18 protein-coding genes, 1 other RNA gene and 1 pseudogene are annotated in these 19,276 nt (G+C 53.1%); 5 read left to right on the top strand and 15 right to left on the bottom strand.

Features of this window, described 5'->3' with window-relative positions; genetic code table 11:
* Positions 1-168: 168 nt before the first annotated feature.
* From MUN86_RS08635 to MUN86_RS08605, 7 genes are all read right to left on the bottom strand, one after another.
* On the bottom strand, positions 169-732 hold the full coding sequence (locus MUN86_RS08635) for a MarR family winged helix-turn-helix transcriptional regulator (RefSeq protein ID WP_245124196.1): 564 nt from the start codon (positions 730-732) through the stop codon (positions 169-171).
* A 213-nt stretch (positions 733-945) separates the two neighbouring features.
* Entirely contained in the window at positions 946-1,695 is a 750-nt protein-coding gene (locus tag MUN86_RS08630; RefSeq protein WP_245124193.1) for an EcsC family protein, read from the bottom strand.
* A gap of 63 nt (positions 1,696-1,758) precedes the next feature.
* A complete protein-coding gene (locus tag MUN86_RS08625; RefSeq protein ID WP_245124190.1) occupies positions 1,759-2,172 on the bottom strand; it encodes a type II toxin-antitoxin system VapC family toxin in 414 nt (137 codons plus the stop codon).
* On the bottom strand, positions 2,165-2,371 hold the full coding sequence (locus tag MUN86_RS08620; RefSeq protein ID WP_245124187.1) for a hypothetical protein: 207 nt from the start codon (positions 2,369-2,371) through the stop codon (positions 2,165-2,167). Before MUN86_RS08620 ends, MUN86_RS08625 begins: the two co-directional genes overlap by 8 nt.
* Before the next feature lie 342 nt (positions 2,372-2,713).
* Positions 2,714-3,739 carry a Gfo/Idh/MocA family protein gene (locus MUN86_RS08615; protein WP_245124185.1) on the bottom strand — a complete coding sequence of 342 codons (1,026 nt, stop codon included), beginning with the start codon at positions 3,737-3,739 and terminating at the stop codon, positions 2,714-2,716.
* Between the two features lie 168 nt (positions 3,740-3,907).
* Positions 3,908-4,714 (bottom strand): M48 family metalloprotease, encoded by an 807-nt coding sequence (locus MUN86_RS08610; RefSeq protein WP_245124183.1) that lies wholly within the window; start codon positions 4,712-4,714, stop codon positions 3,908-3,910.
* 105 nt (positions 4,715-4,819) lie between these two features.
* Positions 4,820-5,989, bottom strand: coding sequence for a DegT/DnrJ/EryC1/StrS family aminotransferase (locus MUN86_RS08605; protein WP_245124180.1), 1,170 nt, complete (start codon positions 5,987-5,989; stop codon positions 4,820-4,822).
* Between the two features lie 162 nt (positions 5,990-6,151).
* On the opposite strand from MUN86_RS08605, the gene MUN86_RS08600 reads away from it, so the two are divergent.
* Positions 6,152-7,063, top strand: a complete 912-nt coding sequence (locus MUN86_RS08600) for a DUF6565 domain-containing protein (protein ID WP_245124177.1) — start codon at positions 6,152-6,154, stop codon at positions 7,061-7,063.
* A 175-nt stretch (positions 7,064-7,238) separates the two neighbouring features.
* On the opposite strand, the gene MUN86_RS08595 is transcribed toward MUN86_RS08600, so the two are convergent.
* The 6 genes and pseudogenes from MUN86_RS08595 to MUN86_RS08570 form a co-directional block, all read right to left on the bottom strand.
* A complete protein-coding gene (locus tag MUN86_RS08595; RefSeq protein ID WP_245124174.1) occupies positions 7,239-8,132 on the bottom strand; it encodes a glycosyltransferase in 894 nt (297 codons plus the stop codon).
* Positions 8,133-8,292: 160 nt separating this feature from the next.
* Positions 8,293-8,990, bottom strand: a pseudogene (locus MUN86_RS08590) (cell division ATP-binding protein FtsE).
* Between the two features lie 98 nt (positions 8,991-9,088).
* Positions 9,089-9,292 (bottom strand): fructose-6-phosphate aldolase, encoded by a 204-nt coding sequence (locus tag MUN86_RS08585; protein WP_245124171.1) that lies wholly within the window; start codon positions 9,290-9,292, stop codon positions 9,089-9,091.
* 84 nt (positions 9,293-9,376) lie between these two features.
* Positions 9,377-10,033, bottom strand: a complete 657-nt coding sequence (gene fsa, locus MUN86_RS08580) for a fructose-6-phosphate aldolase (RefSeq protein ID WP_245124168.1) — start codon at positions 10,031-10,033, stop codon at positions 9,377-9,379.
* Positions 10,034-10,180: 147 nt separating this feature from the next.
* Positions 10,181-10,276: signal recognition particle sRNA small type (gene ffs, locus MUN86_RS08575), an RNA gene on the bottom strand.
* Between the two features lie 396 nt (positions 10,277-10,672).
* Complete coding sequence (locus MUN86_RS08570) at positions 10,673-11,167, bottom strand: carboxypeptidase regulatory-like domain-containing protein (RefSeq protein ID WP_245124165.1); 495 nt, start codon at positions 11,165-11,167, stop codon at positions 10,673-10,675.
* A gap of 247 nt (positions 11,168-11,414) precedes the next feature.
* Here MUN86_RS08570 and guaA point away from each other — a divergent pair, with 247 nt between their 5' ends.
* Positions 11,415-12,947, top strand: a complete 1,533-nt coding sequence (guaA, locus tag MUN86_RS08565) for a glutamine-hydrolyzing GMP synthase (RefSeq protein ID WP_245124163.1) — start codon at positions 11,415-11,417, stop codon at positions 12,945-12,947.
* Between the two features lie 111 nt (positions 12,948-13,058).
* On the opposite strand, the gene MUN86_RS08560 is transcribed toward guaA, so the two are convergent.
* On the bottom strand, positions 13,059-13,385 hold the full coding sequence (locus MUN86_RS08560; RefSeq protein WP_245124160.1) for a DUF6686 family protein: 327 nt from the start codon (positions 13,383-13,385) through the stop codon (positions 13,059-13,061).
* Between the two features lie 213 nt (positions 13,386-13,598).
* On the opposite strand from MUN86_RS08560, the gene MUN86_RS08555 reads away from it, so the two are divergent.
* The 3 genes from MUN86_RS08555 to MUN86_RS08545 all read left to right on the top strand — a co-directional run bounded on the left by MUN86_RS08555 (position 13,599) and on the right by MUN86_RS08545 (position 17,697).
* Positions 13,599-15,290 (top strand): AsmA family protein, encoded by a 1,692-nt coding sequence (locus tag MUN86_RS08555; RefSeq protein WP_245124158.1) that lies wholly within the window; start codon positions 13,599-13,601, stop codon positions 15,288-15,290.
* An 11-nt stretch (positions 15,291-15,301) separates the two neighbouring features.
* The gene (locus tag MUN86_RS08550) at positions 15,302-16,870 is read left to right on the top strand and encodes an AsmA family protein (RefSeq protein ID WP_245124155.1); all 1,569 of its coding nucleotides are present in this window, start codon (positions 15,302-15,304) and stop codon (positions 16,868-16,870) included.
* 113 nt (positions 16,871-16,983) lie between these two features.
* The gene (locus tag MUN86_RS08545; RefSeq protein ID WP_245124152.1) at positions 16,984-17,697 is read left to right on the top strand and encodes a GAF domain-containing protein; all 714 of its coding nucleotides are present in this window, start codon (positions 16,984-16,986) and stop codon (positions 17,695-17,697) included.
* Between the two features lie 97 nt (positions 17,698-17,794).
* On the opposite strand, the gene dgt is transcribed toward MUN86_RS08545, so the two are convergent.
* Positions 17,795-19,213, bottom strand: coding sequence for a dGTP triphosphohydrolase (gene dgt, locus MUN86_RS08540; RefSeq protein WP_245124150.1), 1,419 nt, complete (start codon positions 19,211-19,213; stop codon positions 17,795-17,797).
* Between the last annotated feature and the right edge of the window lie 63 nt (positions 19,214-19,276).

Genomic DNA, 19,276 nt, shown 5'->3' with positions numbered 1-19,276 from the left:
GCGTTTAGAGGCCCCTTAGTATATTTCCTTACGCGACCTTATCGAAATAGTTAACCCGTTAACTAAAGTAGGTAGGCAGTTATTCGGATGAGATAGATAAACTGCGGGAACACTTAGATTGCACTGCACTAAGTTGGCTACAACACTGTACGAGGGCACAACAACTCCTTACTGTACTGGCAGTTCTCTACCTTCTTCCTCTATAGCCGTCCGAAACATCTGCGCAATTTTGGTAAGCAAACGCAGTAATTCTTGCCGCTCCAGTGCGCTAAATGGCTCCATGATGACAGCCAACCGGCGCTGGTCGTTGGGCATGGTTTCGTCGAGAAACGTGCGACCAGCCTCGGTTAACTGCACAGTCTGAGCACGCCGGTCATAAGGGGCCATTATCCGCTGAATGTAGCCCTGCTTTTCTAATCCTGTCAAGAGCTTGGTTATAGCTGCTCGCGACACGCCGCAATGCAAGGCCAAAGTCGATGGACTAATTCCTGCTGTTGCGCCGTCCAGGTGAAGCAGCACAATCAGGCGTCCTTGGGTAATTCCTAAATGCGTGAAATGTTTGTCCATACTAGTGAACAAGCTGTTGAATAGGCGCCCCATGGCCATGCAAAAGTGTAGGCCATTAGGGTCGGTACCGGCGTAGCGCTGCGTGATGTTGCGCAGCATAGCGTCGGTTTGTTCAGCAGAAGGAAATAGCCGTTCGGCCGCTAAAGTTGGAGAGATGCGCGCCATGCCAGAAGAATAAACAACTAGTAATGTGAGTACAGCTAGCAGCTAGCTGCACTCACGGCATACGTCTCATTCGAGCCAAAGTCACGATACACCTTTTTGCAGTACGCACTGAAAAAACGAAAAAGCCTAAAGCCAACTGCAATTCTGGCTTAAAAAAAGCTTCAACGACAATGTCGCTGAAGCTTTTCTGGGCAGTGAGTCGGCAAGAATGCCTCAGGAAACGTGCGGAACAACTTCGCTGCTCTCTTTGGCGAAGTGCCTCATGCGGTAGCAATTCATTGCTGTTTCGCCGAGTTGTACCAGGAGACGGTAATTGGCCACCGCCCCCACTGCTGCTCCAATAATCGGTAGCAATTGCGCTAGTTTGGCGAGGTCGATGTAGTCGCGGTACTCTTGCTGGAAAGTACGCCAGTCGAATGCGTTGACATCGGTGGGCAACGTGTTGCAGTAATTTTCCCAATCGGCCAGGCGCCGGTACACTTCATTGCGCGTATGTTGGCTGCTGAATGTCAGCTGAAAGATATGAAGGATGTAGAGCCGCTCGGGGTAGTGTTTCACGTCGTAGCCGTAGAGCGCCGCTATGTCGAACAGCAACTTCAGCTTGATGCCGAGCAGTAACGGAAAATCGGCAAGACCGAGGAAAAAGCCAGCCGCTCCCGTTACGGCTCCTTCGGCAGCCGCGGTGTTGCGGTAATAGCGGATACGGGTGCGCACGCTGGTTTCCCGGGCGGGCAGAGGCATTCCTACAAGCGGCTGGGGCGAGATATACGTTGACCCAAATAAGACGGCCCGCACCATTTGCTTGATGGTAGCCGTAATGGCCTTGTGCACTCGCTCGGGTAACAACGCATTAAGACGCGCCTGTACCCGCCGCGCCAACCGATTCAGCATGGATGGCGGTTGCTGCATTTGCTTTTGCCACTCCAGTAGCTCAGCGTAAGCTTGTTTTTCGTCGGGCGTCATAGCAAAGCTTACGCGTATTGCGCGCTATAGGCTGCGTAATTTCCACTCGTAAGCCCGGCCAGGCTAGAGTTCCGCTACTACCACCACTTGGATTTCGCGCACGTTCTTCAGTTCCTTGTCATTGGTCAGAAAGACGTCGCAGCCCGAATTAACGGCGGTGGCTATCTGCATAGCATCTATGCCTTTGAGTCCAGCATATTTGGCTTGCAACTGGTAGGCCAGGGTAGCTGCTCCCAACGTTATTTCTCGCATTTGAAAATCGAAATCTCGCAGCAAATCATCAAAATCGAGCAGCAGATCAGGGCGGCCTAGCTGTTCCGGCTTGGCGCAAAACTCGGTGTACGTAAGCACGCTTGTTTCCAGCATAGCATCATCAGTAAGCGACTGAGTTAAATAGTCAGCCACTTTCTGGTAATAGCTCGAATGGTTTTCAACCAGATAAATGAAGGGCGCTGTGTCAAAAAAAATCTTAGCCACGAGTGCTCTGCCGTAATTGCCGAACATACTCCTGCGCGTCCATAGACCAAATTCCGCGGCCTTTGCCTTTGTATTTAGCCAGAATTTTAGTGGCGCGGCTAATGTGGCTCATGCGCTTAGCTACTTCTTGGTAAACGACTTCCAGCTCAGTGGGTGGCAGCAAGTCAATCTCTTGGATGATTTGTTGGGTCAGGGTCATACGATCAATGATGTGAGGCAAGTTTTACCGTCAATTTGGGTTGAAGGCAACTTGTCTATATCGGCAAGATACGAATCTTACCAAGATCCTGTTCATTCATCGGTTACTGCAAAAAATAAATAAAGCATAATTATTCCTACCTATAGCACAATTGAGGAATGTATGCAAGCCTACTTAACCTACTGCTGCTCACTTATCCAGACGACTGAACTCGAGACTGGCACAACTATCTCGTTATCAAGTTTTCACCGATAAGCGCTTTAGTCAAGCAACTTAGAAGTATGCTTATGCATAAGCGAAGTGCCGATTACTCACCTTGCTTTTCCTGCTCGCTCTGCCCTTCTACTTGAGACTGTATATCCGCTCAATTATCTCCACCACTTTTAAACCTTCTAGGGCGTTGGTGGTAGCAGAACTGCGCTTTTGCACAGTATTAACCACGTTCTCAATTACTTGAACGTGGTTGGCCGCGCTGCCCTGGTACATGCCGTAGTCGTTGGCAGGGTTGGTTGGGGGCAGTACCGGCAGCGTATAGTTGCGTAGATGACAGTACTCCACTTTGTCCATATACTGGCCGCCGAGGCGCAGGCTTCCGTGTTCAGCTACTACCGTGAGGCTGCTCTCCAGATTCCGGTCCCAAACGGCAGTGCTATACTGCAGCGTGCCACTACCGCCGCGCACTAAATCGAATGTGACCAAGCCGCTGTCTTCGAACTCAGTAAGACCCGCATGATTGAAGTCGCGGAAACGGGCCGAGATATTGGTAATGTCGCCAAACACCCAATACAGCAAATCAACGAAGTGGCTGAATTGCGTGAAAAGCGTACCCCCATCTTGGGCCTGCGTGCCTTTCCACCCACCGGGCTTGTAATAGCGGGCGTCGCGGTTCCAGAAACAGTTGAACTGCACCAAGTATATCTCGCCTAGCAGGCCCTCGTCATAGACTTGCTTGAGCCACGCGGCGGGGGGCGAATACCGGTTTTGCATCACCCCAAATACCAACCGCCCAGTTTGCAACGCAGTGTGTACAATTGCTTCGGCATCCACCTTGCTTAAGGCAATTGGCTTCTCAATAACTACGTGCAAACCATGCTGTAAACCAACTATAGCTTGGGGCGCATGCTGGTAATTTGGTGTAGCTATAGTTAATAGATCGGCTTCAGGCCCATGCTGCAGGTAATCTTCTAAAGAGGCGAAAAAGGGCACTCCTGGGTGCTCCAAGGCCAATTCAGAAGCTAGTTCCGCGCGTATGTCAATAAGAGCGGTCAGCTGCGCCCCGGAATGACGCGACACCAACGAAGCATGACGACGGCCAATGTGCCCCACACCACAAACAACGAAGCGAACCGCAGAAAGAGAATCAGCCAACGGCTTATGAGTTTATAAGTGCAAGAAAGAGCAGCAAGCTGCGAAAAAACTTCAGTTCTTTCATCTACTTGCGCTCCTATGCCCGCAACGAATATAGCGCATCAGCATGCAGGCGAGAGCCTAACACACTGATGCGCTATGTTATGTTTTCGAGAAGTATTACTCGAGCTACAGCAGCCGCTTCAGTTCCTGAAAGTTAGAATTGCTGACGTTGCGGCCTGTGCAACCTAGCTGTTGGGCACTCCGTTGGATGTTGGTGATGCGCGAACCAGGATTGGGGTGCGTGCTCAAGAACTCTGGCGTACCGCCGCCACCTTGCTTTTCGGCTTTAATGAAGAAGCCAGCTGCCCCGTCGCATGAATAGTAGCGCGTGCCGTTGAGGTAAATGGTAGAGTATTTATCGGCTTCGGTTTCGTAGGTACGGCTGAACTTAAGCTGCCCGATACCCGCGGCCATCTGCACGAGTTGATTGGGGTTATTTCCTGCTATAACCCCCAACAAAATGCTAATGCCGTACTGTTTCTGCAACAACTGTGTGCTGTGCCGCCGGTCGGCGTGCGCAATCTCGTGGCCTAATACGCCCGCTAGCTGGTTCTCGTCGTCGAGAAACTTAATCAGCCCCGAGAAAACATAGATGTGGCCACCGGGGGTGGCAAAGGCATTCTGTGTTTGATCGTCCTTGATAATCTGTACATCCCAGGGAAACTGGGTGCGATAATTGAGGTTACCATTGTCGAGCACTCGTTTTACTACGCCATCAAGCAGCTGATACGCACGAGCGTTGCTGGAGCGCTCCAGCAACTGACCTTTGGCCCGGTAAAGCGAATCGGTTTGCTTGGCTACCTGAGCGCCTAGCTCGATATCCTGCTGAATGGGAAAGATGTTGAAGCCTTGAGTGGGCTTGTTAATGGCGGCGGTGGTGAGGGCGGCTACTCCGGCTAGCGGCAATAGCAACGTAAGAAATGAACGGCGCATAGACGAAACTAAATTTTAGAACAGTAATACGGCAGAAAGAAAAAACAGTGCCAACCCAACCGCACGCTTCCCGTTCAAGCGCGGCTTTACTGTACAGCAACTGACTTACGCCGAGGCCCAGGTGCGCACTGCCGCCGCAACAGCAACTACTTGCTCTTCCGTCAGAGTAGGATGAATGGGCAAGGATAGCACGGTGCGGCAAAGGCGTTCAGCTACCGGGAACTGCCCTTCTTGGTAGCCCAAGTAGTTATAAGCTGGTTGCAGGTGGTTGGGCAAAGGATAATACACAACGCTCGGAATCTGCTGCTGCTGCAAATATGCCTGCAACAGGTCACGGCGGCTTGAGTTGTCAGGAGATTCCTGCTCTACTAACAGCGTATACTGGTGAAAAACGTGCGTGCTGCGCGGGTCACGGGCTGGAATGTGCAGGCTAGAGATGCCTGTTAGAGCCGCATCATAGTGCGCGGCTATGCGCTGGCGGTCTGCAGTCCACTGTGGCAGGTAGCGCAGCTTCACGCGCAGGAGGGCGGCTTGTATAGTATCGAGGCGGGAGTTAAGGCCGATGTGCTCGTGGTGGTATTTGCGAGTCTGGCCGTGGTTAGCTAGTTGACGCAGATAGGTGGTGCGTGCTTGGTCGTGGGTGTACAAGGCACCACCGTCGCCGAGGGCACCGAGGTTTTTACTGGGAAAGAAGGAGGTTGTCCCTACCTCCCCTACCGTGCCGGCCATCCAAATTTGGCCCGTTTCGGTAGTGAATGTGGCTCCAATAGCTTGGGCGTTGTCTTCAATGAGCGCAACCCCATGCTTGTCGGCCAGAAGCCGCAGGGCAGCTAGGTCGGCACACTGGCCGAATAGGTGCACCACGATAATAGCGCCGGTGCGCGGTGTGAGAGCTGCTTCTACTGCGGCCGGGTCTAGGTTGAACGTATCGGGGCGAACATCGGCCGGGACTGGTACTAAACCTAGCACAGCGGCAGCTTCGAGGGTGGCCACATAAGTGAAAGCAGGAACGATAACTTCGGCGCCAGCTGGCAATTGCAAACTCATAAGGGCCAGTTGGAGCGCGTCGGTGCCATTGGCGCAGGGCACCACATGAGCACCATCTAAATACGTGCTTAGCTCGTCGGCAAACTGCCCTACCGCCGGCCCCTGAATGAAGGCACCTTCCTCCAGGGTCTGTTGCAGCGCCGCGTTCAACTCACTTTGAATAGGAGCATGCTGAGCGCGCAGGTCCAGCATATGAATAGGCGCGCAGGGCAAGGAAAAAGTAGGCACAGACGAAAGGCAGCGAATGAACAAACTCAAAGATAGAAGGACGCCTGATACAGGCCACAAACCACGCAACCTGGGGCATACGCCTTGCGTTACCGGGCCACCAAGCAGCATTGATGCCTGGTGAAAATACCGCGCCTCTCCCCGCTCTAACACCCCTATGCCATGCTCAGGAAAAGATTCACTGCAAACGCCTTCGTCTCTTTGTTGCTGCTTAGTGGTGCCTTCAATTACACGAGTTGTTCGCAGCCAGACAAAAAAGAAGTATCCACACAAAGTGACCAAGCTTACAGAGACTTCCAGTTATTCGTTGCCGACGCGGAAGCTAAAGCCAACAACGTAGCGGAAATAGCCGAAGCCGACCACGAACAGGAAACCGCGCAGCTCAAAGCCGACTTCGATACCAAAGTAGCGGCCATTGATAAGTACGCAGATCGGTACGACGATGCCCAACGGCAGGAAGTAGAAGCTCTGCGCACCCGCTATACCGAAGCCTTCGACAAGCGCGAGGCGGCTTGGAAAAGCAAGCGTAACTCCACTGCCAACCAGGCAAGCACTGATACCGCAGCCCCTGCTAGTAGCGCCCCCAAAGTGGGCAAGTACTACAAGCTCACCGGCTCGGCCGCCCGACTCACGGCCGCCAATGCCCGCGCCACTTACGAGTCGTTCGTCAAGAATATCAAGCAAAACGAGGATCAGTATGACATCGACGATTGGCGCAATATCAACACGGAATGGCGGGCCCTCGATGAAGCGTACGACAAAGTGAAAGGCGACATACCTGCGCGCGACTTAGCCGAGATTCAAAAAGAGAAGCTGAAATACGCCGCTTTCAAATCCCTTGATAAGGCGGAGGCCCGCGCTTCGCAAGGGGCTGCTGCCGTGGGCAACGAAGCAAAAGCGGTGAAAGAAGGCACCGCCGACGAACGGAGTAAGGTGGGCCGAGCCGCTAGCAACACTGCTTCCGATGTAAAGGAAGCTAGCAAAGATGTTGGCCAAGGTGCCGCGAAAGTCGGTAAGAAAGTAGGCGGCGCGGTAAAAGACGTGTTCGACGGCAAAGACGACAAGAAAAACTAGGAATTCCCGACTTGCACCTACCCGTGCTTTATAGCCGGTTTCTGCGCCCTAAGCCAGGAATCGGCTTTTTAATTGAAAAGCTCCCTTGCTGCTATCCTCATCGCCGTGGTAGCTGGCGCAGAGCCACTGCTCAATCACTGATCTTGGATCTTACTGTCGTGGCACAGGTACCAGACTACTCTGCCAGTTCCGTCAGCATCCAGTACAGCTTCAACGCATCGAGTTGGCGCAGGCTAGGACGCACGGAAAGCAAGTTGCGCCGTACCTGCGTTTGGCGCAGCTTGAACGCAGCCCGCACGGCTTCACTCAGGCCCCAACGGTGCAACTGCAAGGCGGCCTTCAGCAATTTGGTGTCGCTGCCTAAGCCTTCAGCCCGGTAAAGCAAGGCCAGATTACGGACGGCCTCGTGGCTTTTCTGCAAAAACATAGTGGCAGGCTCTAAGCCATCGTGTAATACCGGATTGTCGAGGTGCTGCACCTGAATACCGGCTTGGCGCAGTAGCCACCCAAACTTAGTGTCTTCGTGGCCATAGCGGGTTAGTTGCTCGTCTAGCCCAAACTGACGAAACAATTTCGTTTCAACCAGCATGTTGTTGAGCGTAAGTTGCCCATGCGGAGCACGTTGCCGCACGGCTGCCGGCCGCGCTTCGCGTAGTCGGCCGTACAGCCAACGCAAGGTCAGTTCCGCCGTCGAAGGGGCGGTGTGCTCGTAGGTGGTTCCTCCTACTAATACTGGCGCCTGCAAGCGTGCAGCAGCATACCGAGCCAGAAACCGGGAATCGGGTAGCAAACTATCATTGTCGAGGAGCAGCAACCACTCGTAGCGGGCGGCATGAGCCAGGCGGTTGCGGATAGCAGCCCGCCCAATATTATGCGGCAGTTCTTCGTAGCATACGCCAGTCAGCTTGCTTAGCTGCTGGTTGGGCAACCGCTCCACTTCCCGGGAGCCGTCATCGAGACACAAGATTTCCACCGGGCCGTCCCAATCCTTGATTTGGGCTTGCAACGCGTACACCAGTGGCGTCACGTTGCGGTTGAAAACCGGAATCAATACGGAGAGACCGGGCATGGATTATAGGAGAAGTAAAGAACCCACGGTTTAGATTGCTGACGAGTTGAGGCGCCAAATGTACAATCAAGCTAACACTTACAGTCAACTTCGTGCCACAACTGGAATGTGCGCAGCTAAGTAATTAGCCAGATGCCACTACAACACCACGGCTAATGTTCTAGAACTCGTTTTTTAACTGAAAAGGCGTTACCGCAGAATCCACTAAATGGCCTTGCTCGCACTTGAGCACGCGCTTTGGGTACTGCTGAATAATTTGGTAGTTGTGGGTAGCCATGAGCACGGCTGTGCCCGAATTATTGATTTCCACGAACAGGCGCATGATGCTGTCTGCTACATCGGGGTCGAGGTTGCCGGTGGGCTCATCGGCGAGCAGCAATAGCGGCTCGTTGAGTAGAGCACGAGCAATAACCACGCGTTGCTGCTCGCCCCCGATAGTTGGTGCGGCATCTTACCCGCCACATTGGCCAAGCCCACGCGCATGAGCACCTCCGAAATGCGCTGTTGCTTACGCGCCTTGCCGCTCCACCCAGTGGCGTTAAGCACAAAAAGCAGGTTTTCGGCTACCGTCCGGTCGAAGAGTAGCTGAAAATCCTGGAATATAATACCCAGTTTGCGGCGCAGGTATGGCACCTTGCTACTGTTGCTGATGCGAGGCAATGGAAAGCCCGCTACCGTTCCAGTACCGGCTCCCAACCCCAAATCGGCGTACAGCGTCTTTAGCAAAGAGCTCTTACCAGACCCCGTCCGACCTACCAGATAGGCAAACTCTCCTTTCTCCAGCGTAAACGTGACCTTCTGCAGGATGGTGTTTACATCCTGCATGATATACGCATCGTGCAGCTCGACAACGGACATAATTTAATGCTTAGTTTTTAGTGCTTAGCGCTCGGTTGGTAAGGCGTAGTAGCAGACAGAACCACCATGCCCTAACAACCAAGCACTAAACCCCAAATTTATATTTCCAGCTTTTGCAGCTTGCCGAAAGCAAGGCCGTCGATAACAGCAGCCAAGGCCGTTTCCTTGTTTTCCAGCCCGTAGCGGTGCAAATCCTTCAGCGGCCGGTCGGCACGGAAGTAAGCAATGAGCACAAACTCCTCGTCACGCAACTGAATGTAATCGGGAATCTTGGCTTTGCCTTTGACTTTGATGATATACATGGCTGAAGGATTGAATTGTTTGACTGCTGAACAACTAAGGCCTAGGAAAGTAGTGGAACGCCTTGCTTTTGCTCCTGCTGTTCGTTAGCCGTTTACTTTCGCGTGGTCAGCAAGGAAGGTAGCAAGACCTTTGTCGGTAAGTGGATGACTGAGCAGCCCTGTGATAACGCTGAGCGGACAGGTTACGACATCGGCTCCAAACTCAGCGCACTGAATTAGGTGCGGAATGTGGCGCACGGAAGCAGCGAGTACCTGCGTAGGATATCCGTAATTAGAGAAGATATCTACGATTTGCTGAATCAGCAACATGCCATCGGCTCCAATATCGTCGAGGCGGCCCACAAACGGCGACACATAGGTAGCGCCTGCTTTGGCAGCAAGTAAGGCTTGCCCAGCCGAGAAGATAAGAGTGCAGTTGGTCTTAATGCCTTTATCAGAGAAGTAGCGGATAGCTTTCACACCATCCCGGATCATAGGCACTTTCACTACAATGTTGGGGTGCAGTTCTGCCAAGGCCTCACCCTCTCGCACGATACCCTCGTAGTCGGTGGCAATTACTTCGGCCGATACATCACCATCCACCAACTCACATATTTGCTTGTAATGGGCCATGACGGCATCAGTTCCTTTGATGCCTTCCTTGGCCATAAGCGAAGGATTGGTGGTTACGCCGTCGAGAACCCCAAGCTCCACAGCTTCCTGAATGTCCTTCAGGTTGGCAGTATCAATGAAAAATTTCATGTGGTATAAGCGGAATCAGTTGAAAACAACAAGTCCTCAAAGCTACCACCTATCCCGGATTTAGCTAGATTTATTGGTCGACACGCTTGCTAGTGTCGCTTGAGAGTGCCCATTGTGAATCTGGTTACTTCCCAGATTTATAGGCAAAAAAAAGCGAGCCAAAATCGCACCGCTCAACCGTCTACCCTTGCTACCTTCCGGTCCTGGGGAGTTCAACAGGAGCTGGTCGTTCTGACTCGCCGGGTGCAAAGATACAAACGAATACTACCTTTTACGCTGTAAGCGCTTTTTTTTGTTTTTTCTATTACCTACTGCCAGAGAATCAGGGGCTTTAATTTTTAGTAACTCTGGTCTTTCATTTGTTGGGTGCAACCCACTCGGTGGCATTACACGCATAGAAACGCTGCCTCACTCAACTCTACCTAGCTACAAATAAGGCCTTAAGGTAGCGACAGAGCAAAGCAGCGTTCTAGCAATAGAATAAGGATAAGGAGAGATTAAGTGCTATTCGATTTATCGAAACGCAGCTATAGCAAGATTTTATAGTACCAACCTTATAGTAAATTAGCGAGTAGCTTACCCTCTCGACGATCAGCAAGCAGCTTTATAATGGACGCTATTTTCGTCGGGTACTGTTTGTTATTTGTGCCAGGCCTTCTCGGCAGCTTTCACTTTCTTTTTCAACTGGCGCTCGTAATTATCAATTGCTTGGAGTTGAAACGTGATAGGATGGGCATATGTGGCTTGTTGCCGTATGTCTTCGTAGCCAGCATAGCTTACTTGCAGTACCGGTGATGCGTTGGTAGTACGCAGCAAATATTCACCTTCAGAGTTAGTGGTGGTGGTCGTAGCGGCACTGAACTGATTTTTAGTTGACACTACAGAGACGACTACCCCTGCCAAAGGCTCTCCCAGTTCATCAACTACGGTTCCTTTAAAGTCTTTCGCTTCTAATGGAGCAGCTGGCGCTGCAGGCGCTGGCGAAGGCATAGCAACTGGCGTAGCGCTCATGGCAATAACCGTTTTTGGCATTGTCCGGGTGCTTGTAGGCGTGCCAGTAGCACTCTGCGCTACGGCAGCTGTTGACAAGAAAAGGCTCGTCATGCCAAAAATGAACTGTACAAAGGACTTCATACAACAGGTGTGGGAGGTAATAGAACAGAGTAGATATGCGGTACTAAGGCTAGCAATAATTGTGAGCCAGCATTACTTGATGCAAACATACATAGTATATTTATAATATCAGTGTATAAGACAATTAATTTTTTAACTAATACTATTTCCTTGAACATTATTGATACAATTTCAAGACCCAACAGGTAATATCAATTACTAGTGCCAGGATCTTTTGTGCTCCCCCACTACCTGCTTACCTTTGCCTATGCCTCAACAGATTCTGATCCTCGACTTTGGGTCGCAGTACACTCAGCTCATTGCCCGACGCATTCGGGAGTTGAATGTTTACTGTGAGATTCACCCTTATACGCACGCCCCGGACCTCACTGAGGATATCCGGGGCGTTGTGCTTTCCGGCTCCCCTTGCTCTGTGCGCGACGCCGAATCACCCAACCCCGACCTTTCAGCCTATCTCGGCCACGTGCCAGTGCTAGGTGTGTGCTATGGCGCGCAGCTGCTAGCGCATCAGCAAGGCGGTGAGGTGATGCCCGCTACCATTCGGGAATACGGCCGGGCTCGCCTCGCCCACGTCAACCACCAAAGCCCGTTGCTGCATGGCGTGCCTACCGAGTCGCAAGTATGGATGTCGCATGGCGATACCATCAAACATTTGCCAGCTGGTTTCCAGGTTATTGCTAGCACGCCAGAAGTTGAGGTAGCTGCTTTTCATATCGAAAATCAGCCCACTTATGGTATCCAGTTCCATCCGGAAGTTACGCACAGCGCCGATGGTAAGACCTTGCTGCAAAACTTCGTAGTCAATATCTGCGGCCTCGACCAAAGCTGGACGCCCGAGCATTTTGTTGACTCGATGGTGGACACCTTGCAACGCACAATTGGCGAGCAAGATCAAGTGATTCTTGGCCTCTCGGGTGGTGTAGATTCCAGCGTGGCGGCCTTGTTGCTGCATCGGGCCATTGGGAGCCGGCTGCACGGCATTTTCGTGAACAACGGCTTGTTGCGCAAAGACGAGTACGAAGATGTGCTGCATTCTTACAAAGACCTTGGCCTGAACGTGCGCGGCGTGGATGCTTCCACTGAATTTTACGCGGCACTAGCGGGCCTTACGGACCCAGAATTGAAGCGTAAGGCCATCGGCCGCACCTTTATTGAGGTGTTCGACCGAGAGGCGCAAAAGGTGGACGGCGCCCGTTGGCTAGCCCAGGGTACCATCTACCCCGACGTTATCGAGTCGGTGTCGGTGAAAGGACCGGCCGTAACCATCAAGAGCCACCACAACGTGGGAGGCTTACCAGCCAAGATGAACTTGCGGGTTGTGGAACCTCTACGGGCTTTGTTCAAGGACGAAGTGCGCGAAGTAGGTCATGCGCTAGGGTTACCAATCAACATTCTGCATCGTCACCCCTTTCCAGGGCCGGGCTTAGGCATTCGGATTCTAGGCGACATCACCCCTGCCAAAGTGGACCTGCTCCAGCGTGCCGACGCCATTTTCATCAACGGACTAAAAGCGCATGGCCTCTACGACAAAACCTGGCAGGCTGGCGTAATGCTCCTTCCTATCCAAAGCGTAGGCGTGATGGGCGACGAGCGCACTTACGAACAAGTAGTAGCCCTACGTGCTGTAACCAGCGTGGACGGCATGACAGCCGACTGGGCCCACCTGCCCTATGAGTTTCTTGCTGAAATCAGCAACAAGATAATCAACCAGGTGCGCGGTATCAATCGCGTGGTGTACGATATTTCCAGCAAACCACCCGCTACTATTGAGTGGGAATAAGCTAGTCCTTAACCCAGGAAAAAGCCGTTGGTATACTACCAGCGGCTTTTTTGATGTTAGTGTTAGCAGTTTTATGCATTCACGCAATTTCAGCTGCGCTTTTGACCCTTGTTACTCGAGTGCTCTAGGGCTCAGCAGTTGCTCTACTTCCAGCAACAACGCCGTATTTTCAAGAATATCGCGCAGCTGAGTTAACTCGACGAGCGAGAAAACCAAAGCTAGGTTGGGGGCCGGCGTGCGCAACGCTATACAGCGAGCCTCGGGGTCGGTGGTGCGGAGGCAATGGTGCTGCCAAGTATCTGCGACTACTTGGCGGAACTCCGTGAATTCCGGGACAGTTGCAGCCAAAGCCACATTGCCGAAGCACAGGTGCAAATGGCAAGTGCGAGGGCAGCGGGCACAATAACCAAAATCGTTGTGGTGAAAGAATAGGGCCATGAGGATGAGGAGATGGAATGCTCAAATGTATAATTATTTAGAAAATGTCTAAATAAAATATTTTGGCTGCTTGCTCTCCTGCTAGCTTATTGGCAACTTACCGCAAGACCGGCTTTTAGCCCAGGCTATTATGCGCTGTACCACAACAGTTGTTTCTGCGTAGAAGCGCTAACCTTCTTCTGTTCCCGCTTTTATGCCGCCTTCTCACGTTCTATGAAACGCCCTTCTCTCCGTCAATTGCTGGGCTTTTCGTTGCTGGGGTTGCTGCTTGCTGTTCTGATAGGAGCAATATTGCTAGGATCTAGCTGGGGAAAACGACGGGTGGAACAAGCGGTACGGGACCGAATAGCACGCAATTCCGACTTGGTGCTGGCTCCTTTTGACGTAAATTTTTCGCTGGTAAGCAACTTTCCAGATTTCACGGTTTCACTGCGCAACTTCCAACTAACCGATACCAGTGCCCGGGCGGCGGTGAAGGTTTTGGGCATCAACCATGCCGATGCCCGGTTGGAAATCAGTCAGTTGCTGCGAGGCCGAGTACACGTTCGCCACCTTACCCTCTACGACACCGAATTTCGCCAAGTCACCGATTCAACGGGCCGTGACTGGGGCCTGCACGGCAGAGGGCCTCGCCAGGCCACTGCGGCCGTTCCTCCCAACTTCGACTTAGACTCGCTCACGCTCGTCAATTTCCACATGGTAGACCGCAATGACCTGCAAAACAGCGGTTTTGAGGCAATTGTACGGCATGCGCGGCTATGGGCGCGCGGACGGGCGGGAACGGCCCAGGTACGCGGTACTCTGGATGGGCATTTACTATACTTACGCAGCGGACGTGGCAACTTGTTCGAGCAGGAGCCAGTGCGGGCGTGGGTGAGCTATCAATACAACTTTCAGCAGCGGAAAGGCACATTTCTGCGTACCCACGCCACGCTCAATGGCGACACCGTACTTATCAGAGGCACCCACCAGGCGCCAGCCCCCGGTCAGCCACGGGGTACCCGCCTTAACTTGCGCATGGTAGGCTCGCAGCCGCTGCTCGAAGTGTTGCACGTAGCCCTTCCTACTACTATGCAGCGGTATTTGCTCGGCGCCCGAAGCACCAGTCACGCTCGTATTTGGTACACCATTCGGGGACTGAGTGGTCCTACAGCCCGTCCGCGCACAATTCTCCAGTTTCAACTACGCAATGCGCAGTTGCAGTGGGCCGATTCTTCGCGGCGTATCCGGCGCTGGGATGCCCGTGGCACATTCGACAATGGACCTGAGCACTCTCCTCGTACTACTTCCCTTTCTTTCGAACAATGCCGCCTCTACTCGTCGGCTGGCGAGCTAGACGCAGCCATTACGGCGCGCGATTTCACTCGTCCTATCCTAAGCGGCCGGATACGCGGGCGCACGGAACTCCAAACGCTCGCGGCAGTGGTAGCCCCCGGTTTGTGGCAGGCCCGCCATGGCAATGCTGCCTTAGACCTGACACTCAACGGCCCATTGCCTGAAATACAAACGCGGGCCATCAGACGAGCGAGCCGGGCCAGTGGAATTTCTACCCCGTCGGCTCTGGCCGTACGCGGGAACATTGCGCTCGAGAATGCTTCGTTTCTGATTCCTAGCCGCGGAGCCGATATGTCCGAGTTGAATGTGCAGTTGGGACTGCGCGACAGTTTGTGGCTCTTGGAAAACCTAACGTGCCGCCTTAATGGCATGAACGTTCGCGCTAACGCGACTACCACTTATTTGCTTTCGTATTTCAATGGGCAACACCCTACCACCTCCGTTACGGGCACCTTTGTGGTAGATGAATTGCGTCTCGACCGCCTGCGCCGCTTGTTAGCTCCCCCGGCGGGCGGCCCCACCGAGTACCCCGGCCGCGGCGCTTCGGCCGGCCCCGTAACCAAGAGCTAGCTGCACGCGCCATGAACTTGTTGCCCCCAGGGCTGCAACTCAATATCCGGTTGCAGTGTGGTAGATTGATACTACCAGTTGATACGCTACAACAGTTAGCAGCTACAGTACGCCACAATGGGCGCTACGTCCAACTTTCCAATTTGCAGACTCACATATGGGGCGGCTTAGTAAGCGGCGCTATTAGCTGGCCATCTGACACCCTACGGATGCACCCCGTAAACGTGCAATTGGCGCTGCGCTTTAATACCGTGGAGTACCGCCGGCTGCTAGCTCTGCTCAACCGATCGTCGCGCACGACTAGCGCCTCTTCTGTCTCGCCTGACCCTAGCTTGCGCGAAGCAGTGCTAAGTGCCCACGGACAGGTAGTTGCAACAGTAAAAAACCTACGCCTTCCGGCGGGTGAAAACCTTACCAACCTGCAACTGCGCATCAATAAAAACGGCCGGGGTTTCCAGGTTCCATACTTAAACTTCCGGACCAGCGCTGGTGGGCAAGGCCGCGTAAGTGCTAGTGCCCGGCTAGGCGAGGGTCAGTTGGCAGCAGCGCATGCCGAGGTGGAGTTGCGCTACGGTACACTCGATGTGCAACGCTTGCTTGGACTACTGGCCGCGTTGACTCCCCCATCTTCCGGTAGAGATAAGTTCGCCAATCCGGCTCGGCTACGTCCGACCACCTCTCCCTTTCTAGACGGCACCGTGACAGCGCAAGTGCGAGTTTCGGCCGACCGGGTGCAGTATGCTGTGCTTCGTGGCAATGATTTTCACTTAGTTAGTCACTTAGAGTCCGGAGCCGCACGCTTGGAAAGCTGCTCACTACAAGCATTCGGAGGGAAAGTGTCCTTGCAAGGACAAATGCAAACTGATGAGGGCACCAACCACTATCCTCTGCAGGCGCAGGTGCGCTTGCAAGATGTAGAGTTGCCAGCCCTGTTTCGGGCGGCGGAGGCTTTGCATTTCGAGGTGCTGCGGCCCGATAACATTCAAGGCACTATGCGTTGCGAAGCCGACGTACACACCAATCTCAACGCCGTCTTCCTTCCCCAGCTTCCCGAGACGTATGCTTATCTTAAAACCGACCTGCGTGACTTGGAACTGCTGGATGTAGAAGCCTTGGCACAAGCCTTGAAGTTCCTGCGCGACAAACGCACAAATCATTTATACTTCGAACCAGTCAGTCCTCGCTTTGTGCTTGATGGCAATCGGGTAATAGTACCATCCATGCACCTCAACAGCAACCTCACCGATTTAGCAGTAAGTGGTGAATACCAACTCAACGGCCGCGCCAATTTATACGTCGGTTTGAGTCCCATGCAGGCCTTGTTTGGCAACAACAAAAAGCGGGTGGATCGCATTAAAAGTGGTGAGGCGGCTGCGCGGCCTAGTCGTGGCTTAGTCTATGTGAACCTAAGCCGGGCGCCTGGCAGCCGTTATAAAGTACGACCTTTCCAGAAGCAAGAGCAGCGTCAAAAGCAAGAGCAGTTGCAGCAACAGTACCAACAACTCATCCGCACACAACGCCTCGATACCACCTTGCGGCTGCTGCAACGTATTGAAACAAGAAAAGATATGAACAATTAGCAGAATAAATATTAGCCTACAAAGAAGTGTCGATTCCCGTTTTTTTCTTATTCTTTAAAATACCAAATTGCTGTACAGGGTGGTCTTCTGCTTAGCTATCATCCAGTTATTATATGAGTTTAATACCCCAAATACTCATTCCTGCCGATGAAATGCAACGCCTCCGTTCGATTCATCGCTACGACGCTGCCCTTTCACTACAGGAATCTGTTTTTGGTGAATTTGTAGCACTCGCAGCCCGTATTTTCAACCTCCCCATTTCACTGATTGCTCTTGTTGACAGAGAGCAGGTTTTCTATAAAGCAAGCTACGGTCTTCCAAACATACAGACTCAGCCTCGGGAAGAAGCGCTCTGCTCGACGGCCATCCTCGACAACAAAGCCGTAGTATATGCTGATTTAACATACGAATCGTCACCCCTTATTACCAATCAGGCAGCGACGGCCGCCCGTGATAAAAACCTTCGCTTCTACGCAGCTGCCCCCCTGCGCATGCCCGATGAGCGCCGTATCGGTTCGTTATGCATAATTGATTACCAGCCCCGTCATTTAAGTGAAGGCGAGCAGCAACTGTTAGAGCAAATAGCCATCTTAATTAGCCAGATGGTAGCAGTGCGCTACTGCTGCCTACAAAGCCCGGAGTTAGGAGTAGATCAGTGGCACCTAATTCGCAATCAGGTGCAGGAGGAGCTACAGGGACTGCAAGCTCTCGTGCGTTACTTAGCCACTCGCCACGGAAGTCCGATTCCTATTCCTGACGACATTCTGCTGCTTATTAGCCGGCGCCTAAACGACCTTCGCGAAGTGCTTGACCAGTACGAAAGCTAATAAGGAACAGATAAAGACTTCAGCAAGAGAGCAGCACAACGAAAAGCCGCGCCTGTTAGCTAACAGGCGCGGCTTTTCGTTGTGCTGCTCTCTTACCTCAAAACACCTTCGGCAGATCAATACCCCGAATGGTACGATACAAACTCAGCGCGTTTTGATCGGTAAGGCCACCAATGTAATCGGTGAGCAGAATAATTTGCTCGTAAGCCGAAATTCCTTCTTGGGGACCTTGAGCACGAAACTGGGTGGGCAGCAATTGTTGGAGCTTACGCGAACGAGGGCCAGCTTGCGGATCAAAGGTGGCATGCAGAAACGCATCAAGCAGCCCGGCCATCACATCGAACCCTGCAGCTTCTATTTCCAGCACAGGCCGGCTATGGTAGAGATGCTCTACCGTAAGAGCATGCATCTGCTGAAGCTGCTCCCAACAGTCGAGATGTTGCACTAAGGGTTCGTCGGCGCGACCATGAAGGAAAGCGGAGGCGCGGTCGGCGAAGAGGCGGGCGGTTTGCTGTACTAGCCGGTTGATGAGGCGCGCACGGAGGTATCCTAGCTCTTCGCGCCAGTCGCGCCACTCGACGGAACCCCGCCGGTTGGGAGCGTCGCCAAGCATTTCGCGGAGCAGCCGTAAGCCCGTTTCGCTGGGAATCAGATTTAGTTTGAGGCCATCTTCGAAGTCGATGATGCGGTAGCAAATATCGTCGGCGGCTTCTACGAGAAAGGCCAGCGGGTGGCGGTGGTAAAAACCAGCGGCCGAACCGGGCGGCTTAGGCAACAACCCCAATTCCTGGGCTATTTCCTGAAACCGGTTGGCTTCGGTTTGAAAATAGCCGTGCCGTTTCTCGCTGGTACCGCGGGTACTGGCTTCCTCTTCAAGCACCGAAGGACGAGGGTACTTCGTGTAAGCTCCTAGCGTAGCATACGTCAACCCCAACCCTGCCGAACCGCTACTATGCGCCGCATAGGTATGGGTAAGGGTCCGAAAACCTGCCGCATTTCCTTCGAAGCGTTGCAAGTCGGCACGTTGCGCGGCGTTGAGCACGCGCACAAAGGGCTCGGCAGCCGAACTACGGAAGTAGGTGGAAATAGCGTCTTCACCGGAGTGGCCGAAAGGAGGATTGCCAATGTCGTGGGCTAGACAAGCCGCCGCCACTATATCGCCAAAGTCGGAGTCGAGATGAGGCAGGGTTTGAACTAGCCCCTCGGTTTCTTCGAGCAGCAGCCGACCTCCAAGGCGCCCGAGGGAGCGCCCTACGCAAGCAGTTTCCAAGGAATGCGTGAGGCGAGTATGCACGAAGTCGGTTTCGGGCAGTGGCATCACCTGGGTTTTGCGCTGCATCCGCCGAAACGCCGAGCTGAAAACCACCCGGTCGTAGTCGGCGACGAAGGCGCCGCGTACGGGGGGCGCATCCGTCACTACATGCAACTGAGGCTGCTCCGGGTAGCGACGACGGCTCAGCAGCCGCTCCCAGGTCATGGCCGGCGTGTTAGAAAAATCGGTTTGGAGGTGCATCATCAGGGTGGCAAGGTACGGTAAAGGCCTAAAACCTGAATCTTATTACTTCACAGCCAACACCCA

This window comes from Hymenobacter volaticus (assembly GCF_022921055.1).
In the GTDB taxonomy this organism is placed as follows: domain Bacteria; phylum Bacteroidota; class Bacteroidia; order Cytophagales; family Hymenobacteraceae; genus Hymenobacter; species Hymenobacter volaticus.
Note: the sequence above shows the minus strand (reverse complement) of the source record. Positions and strands in the feature narration are given on the sequence as shown.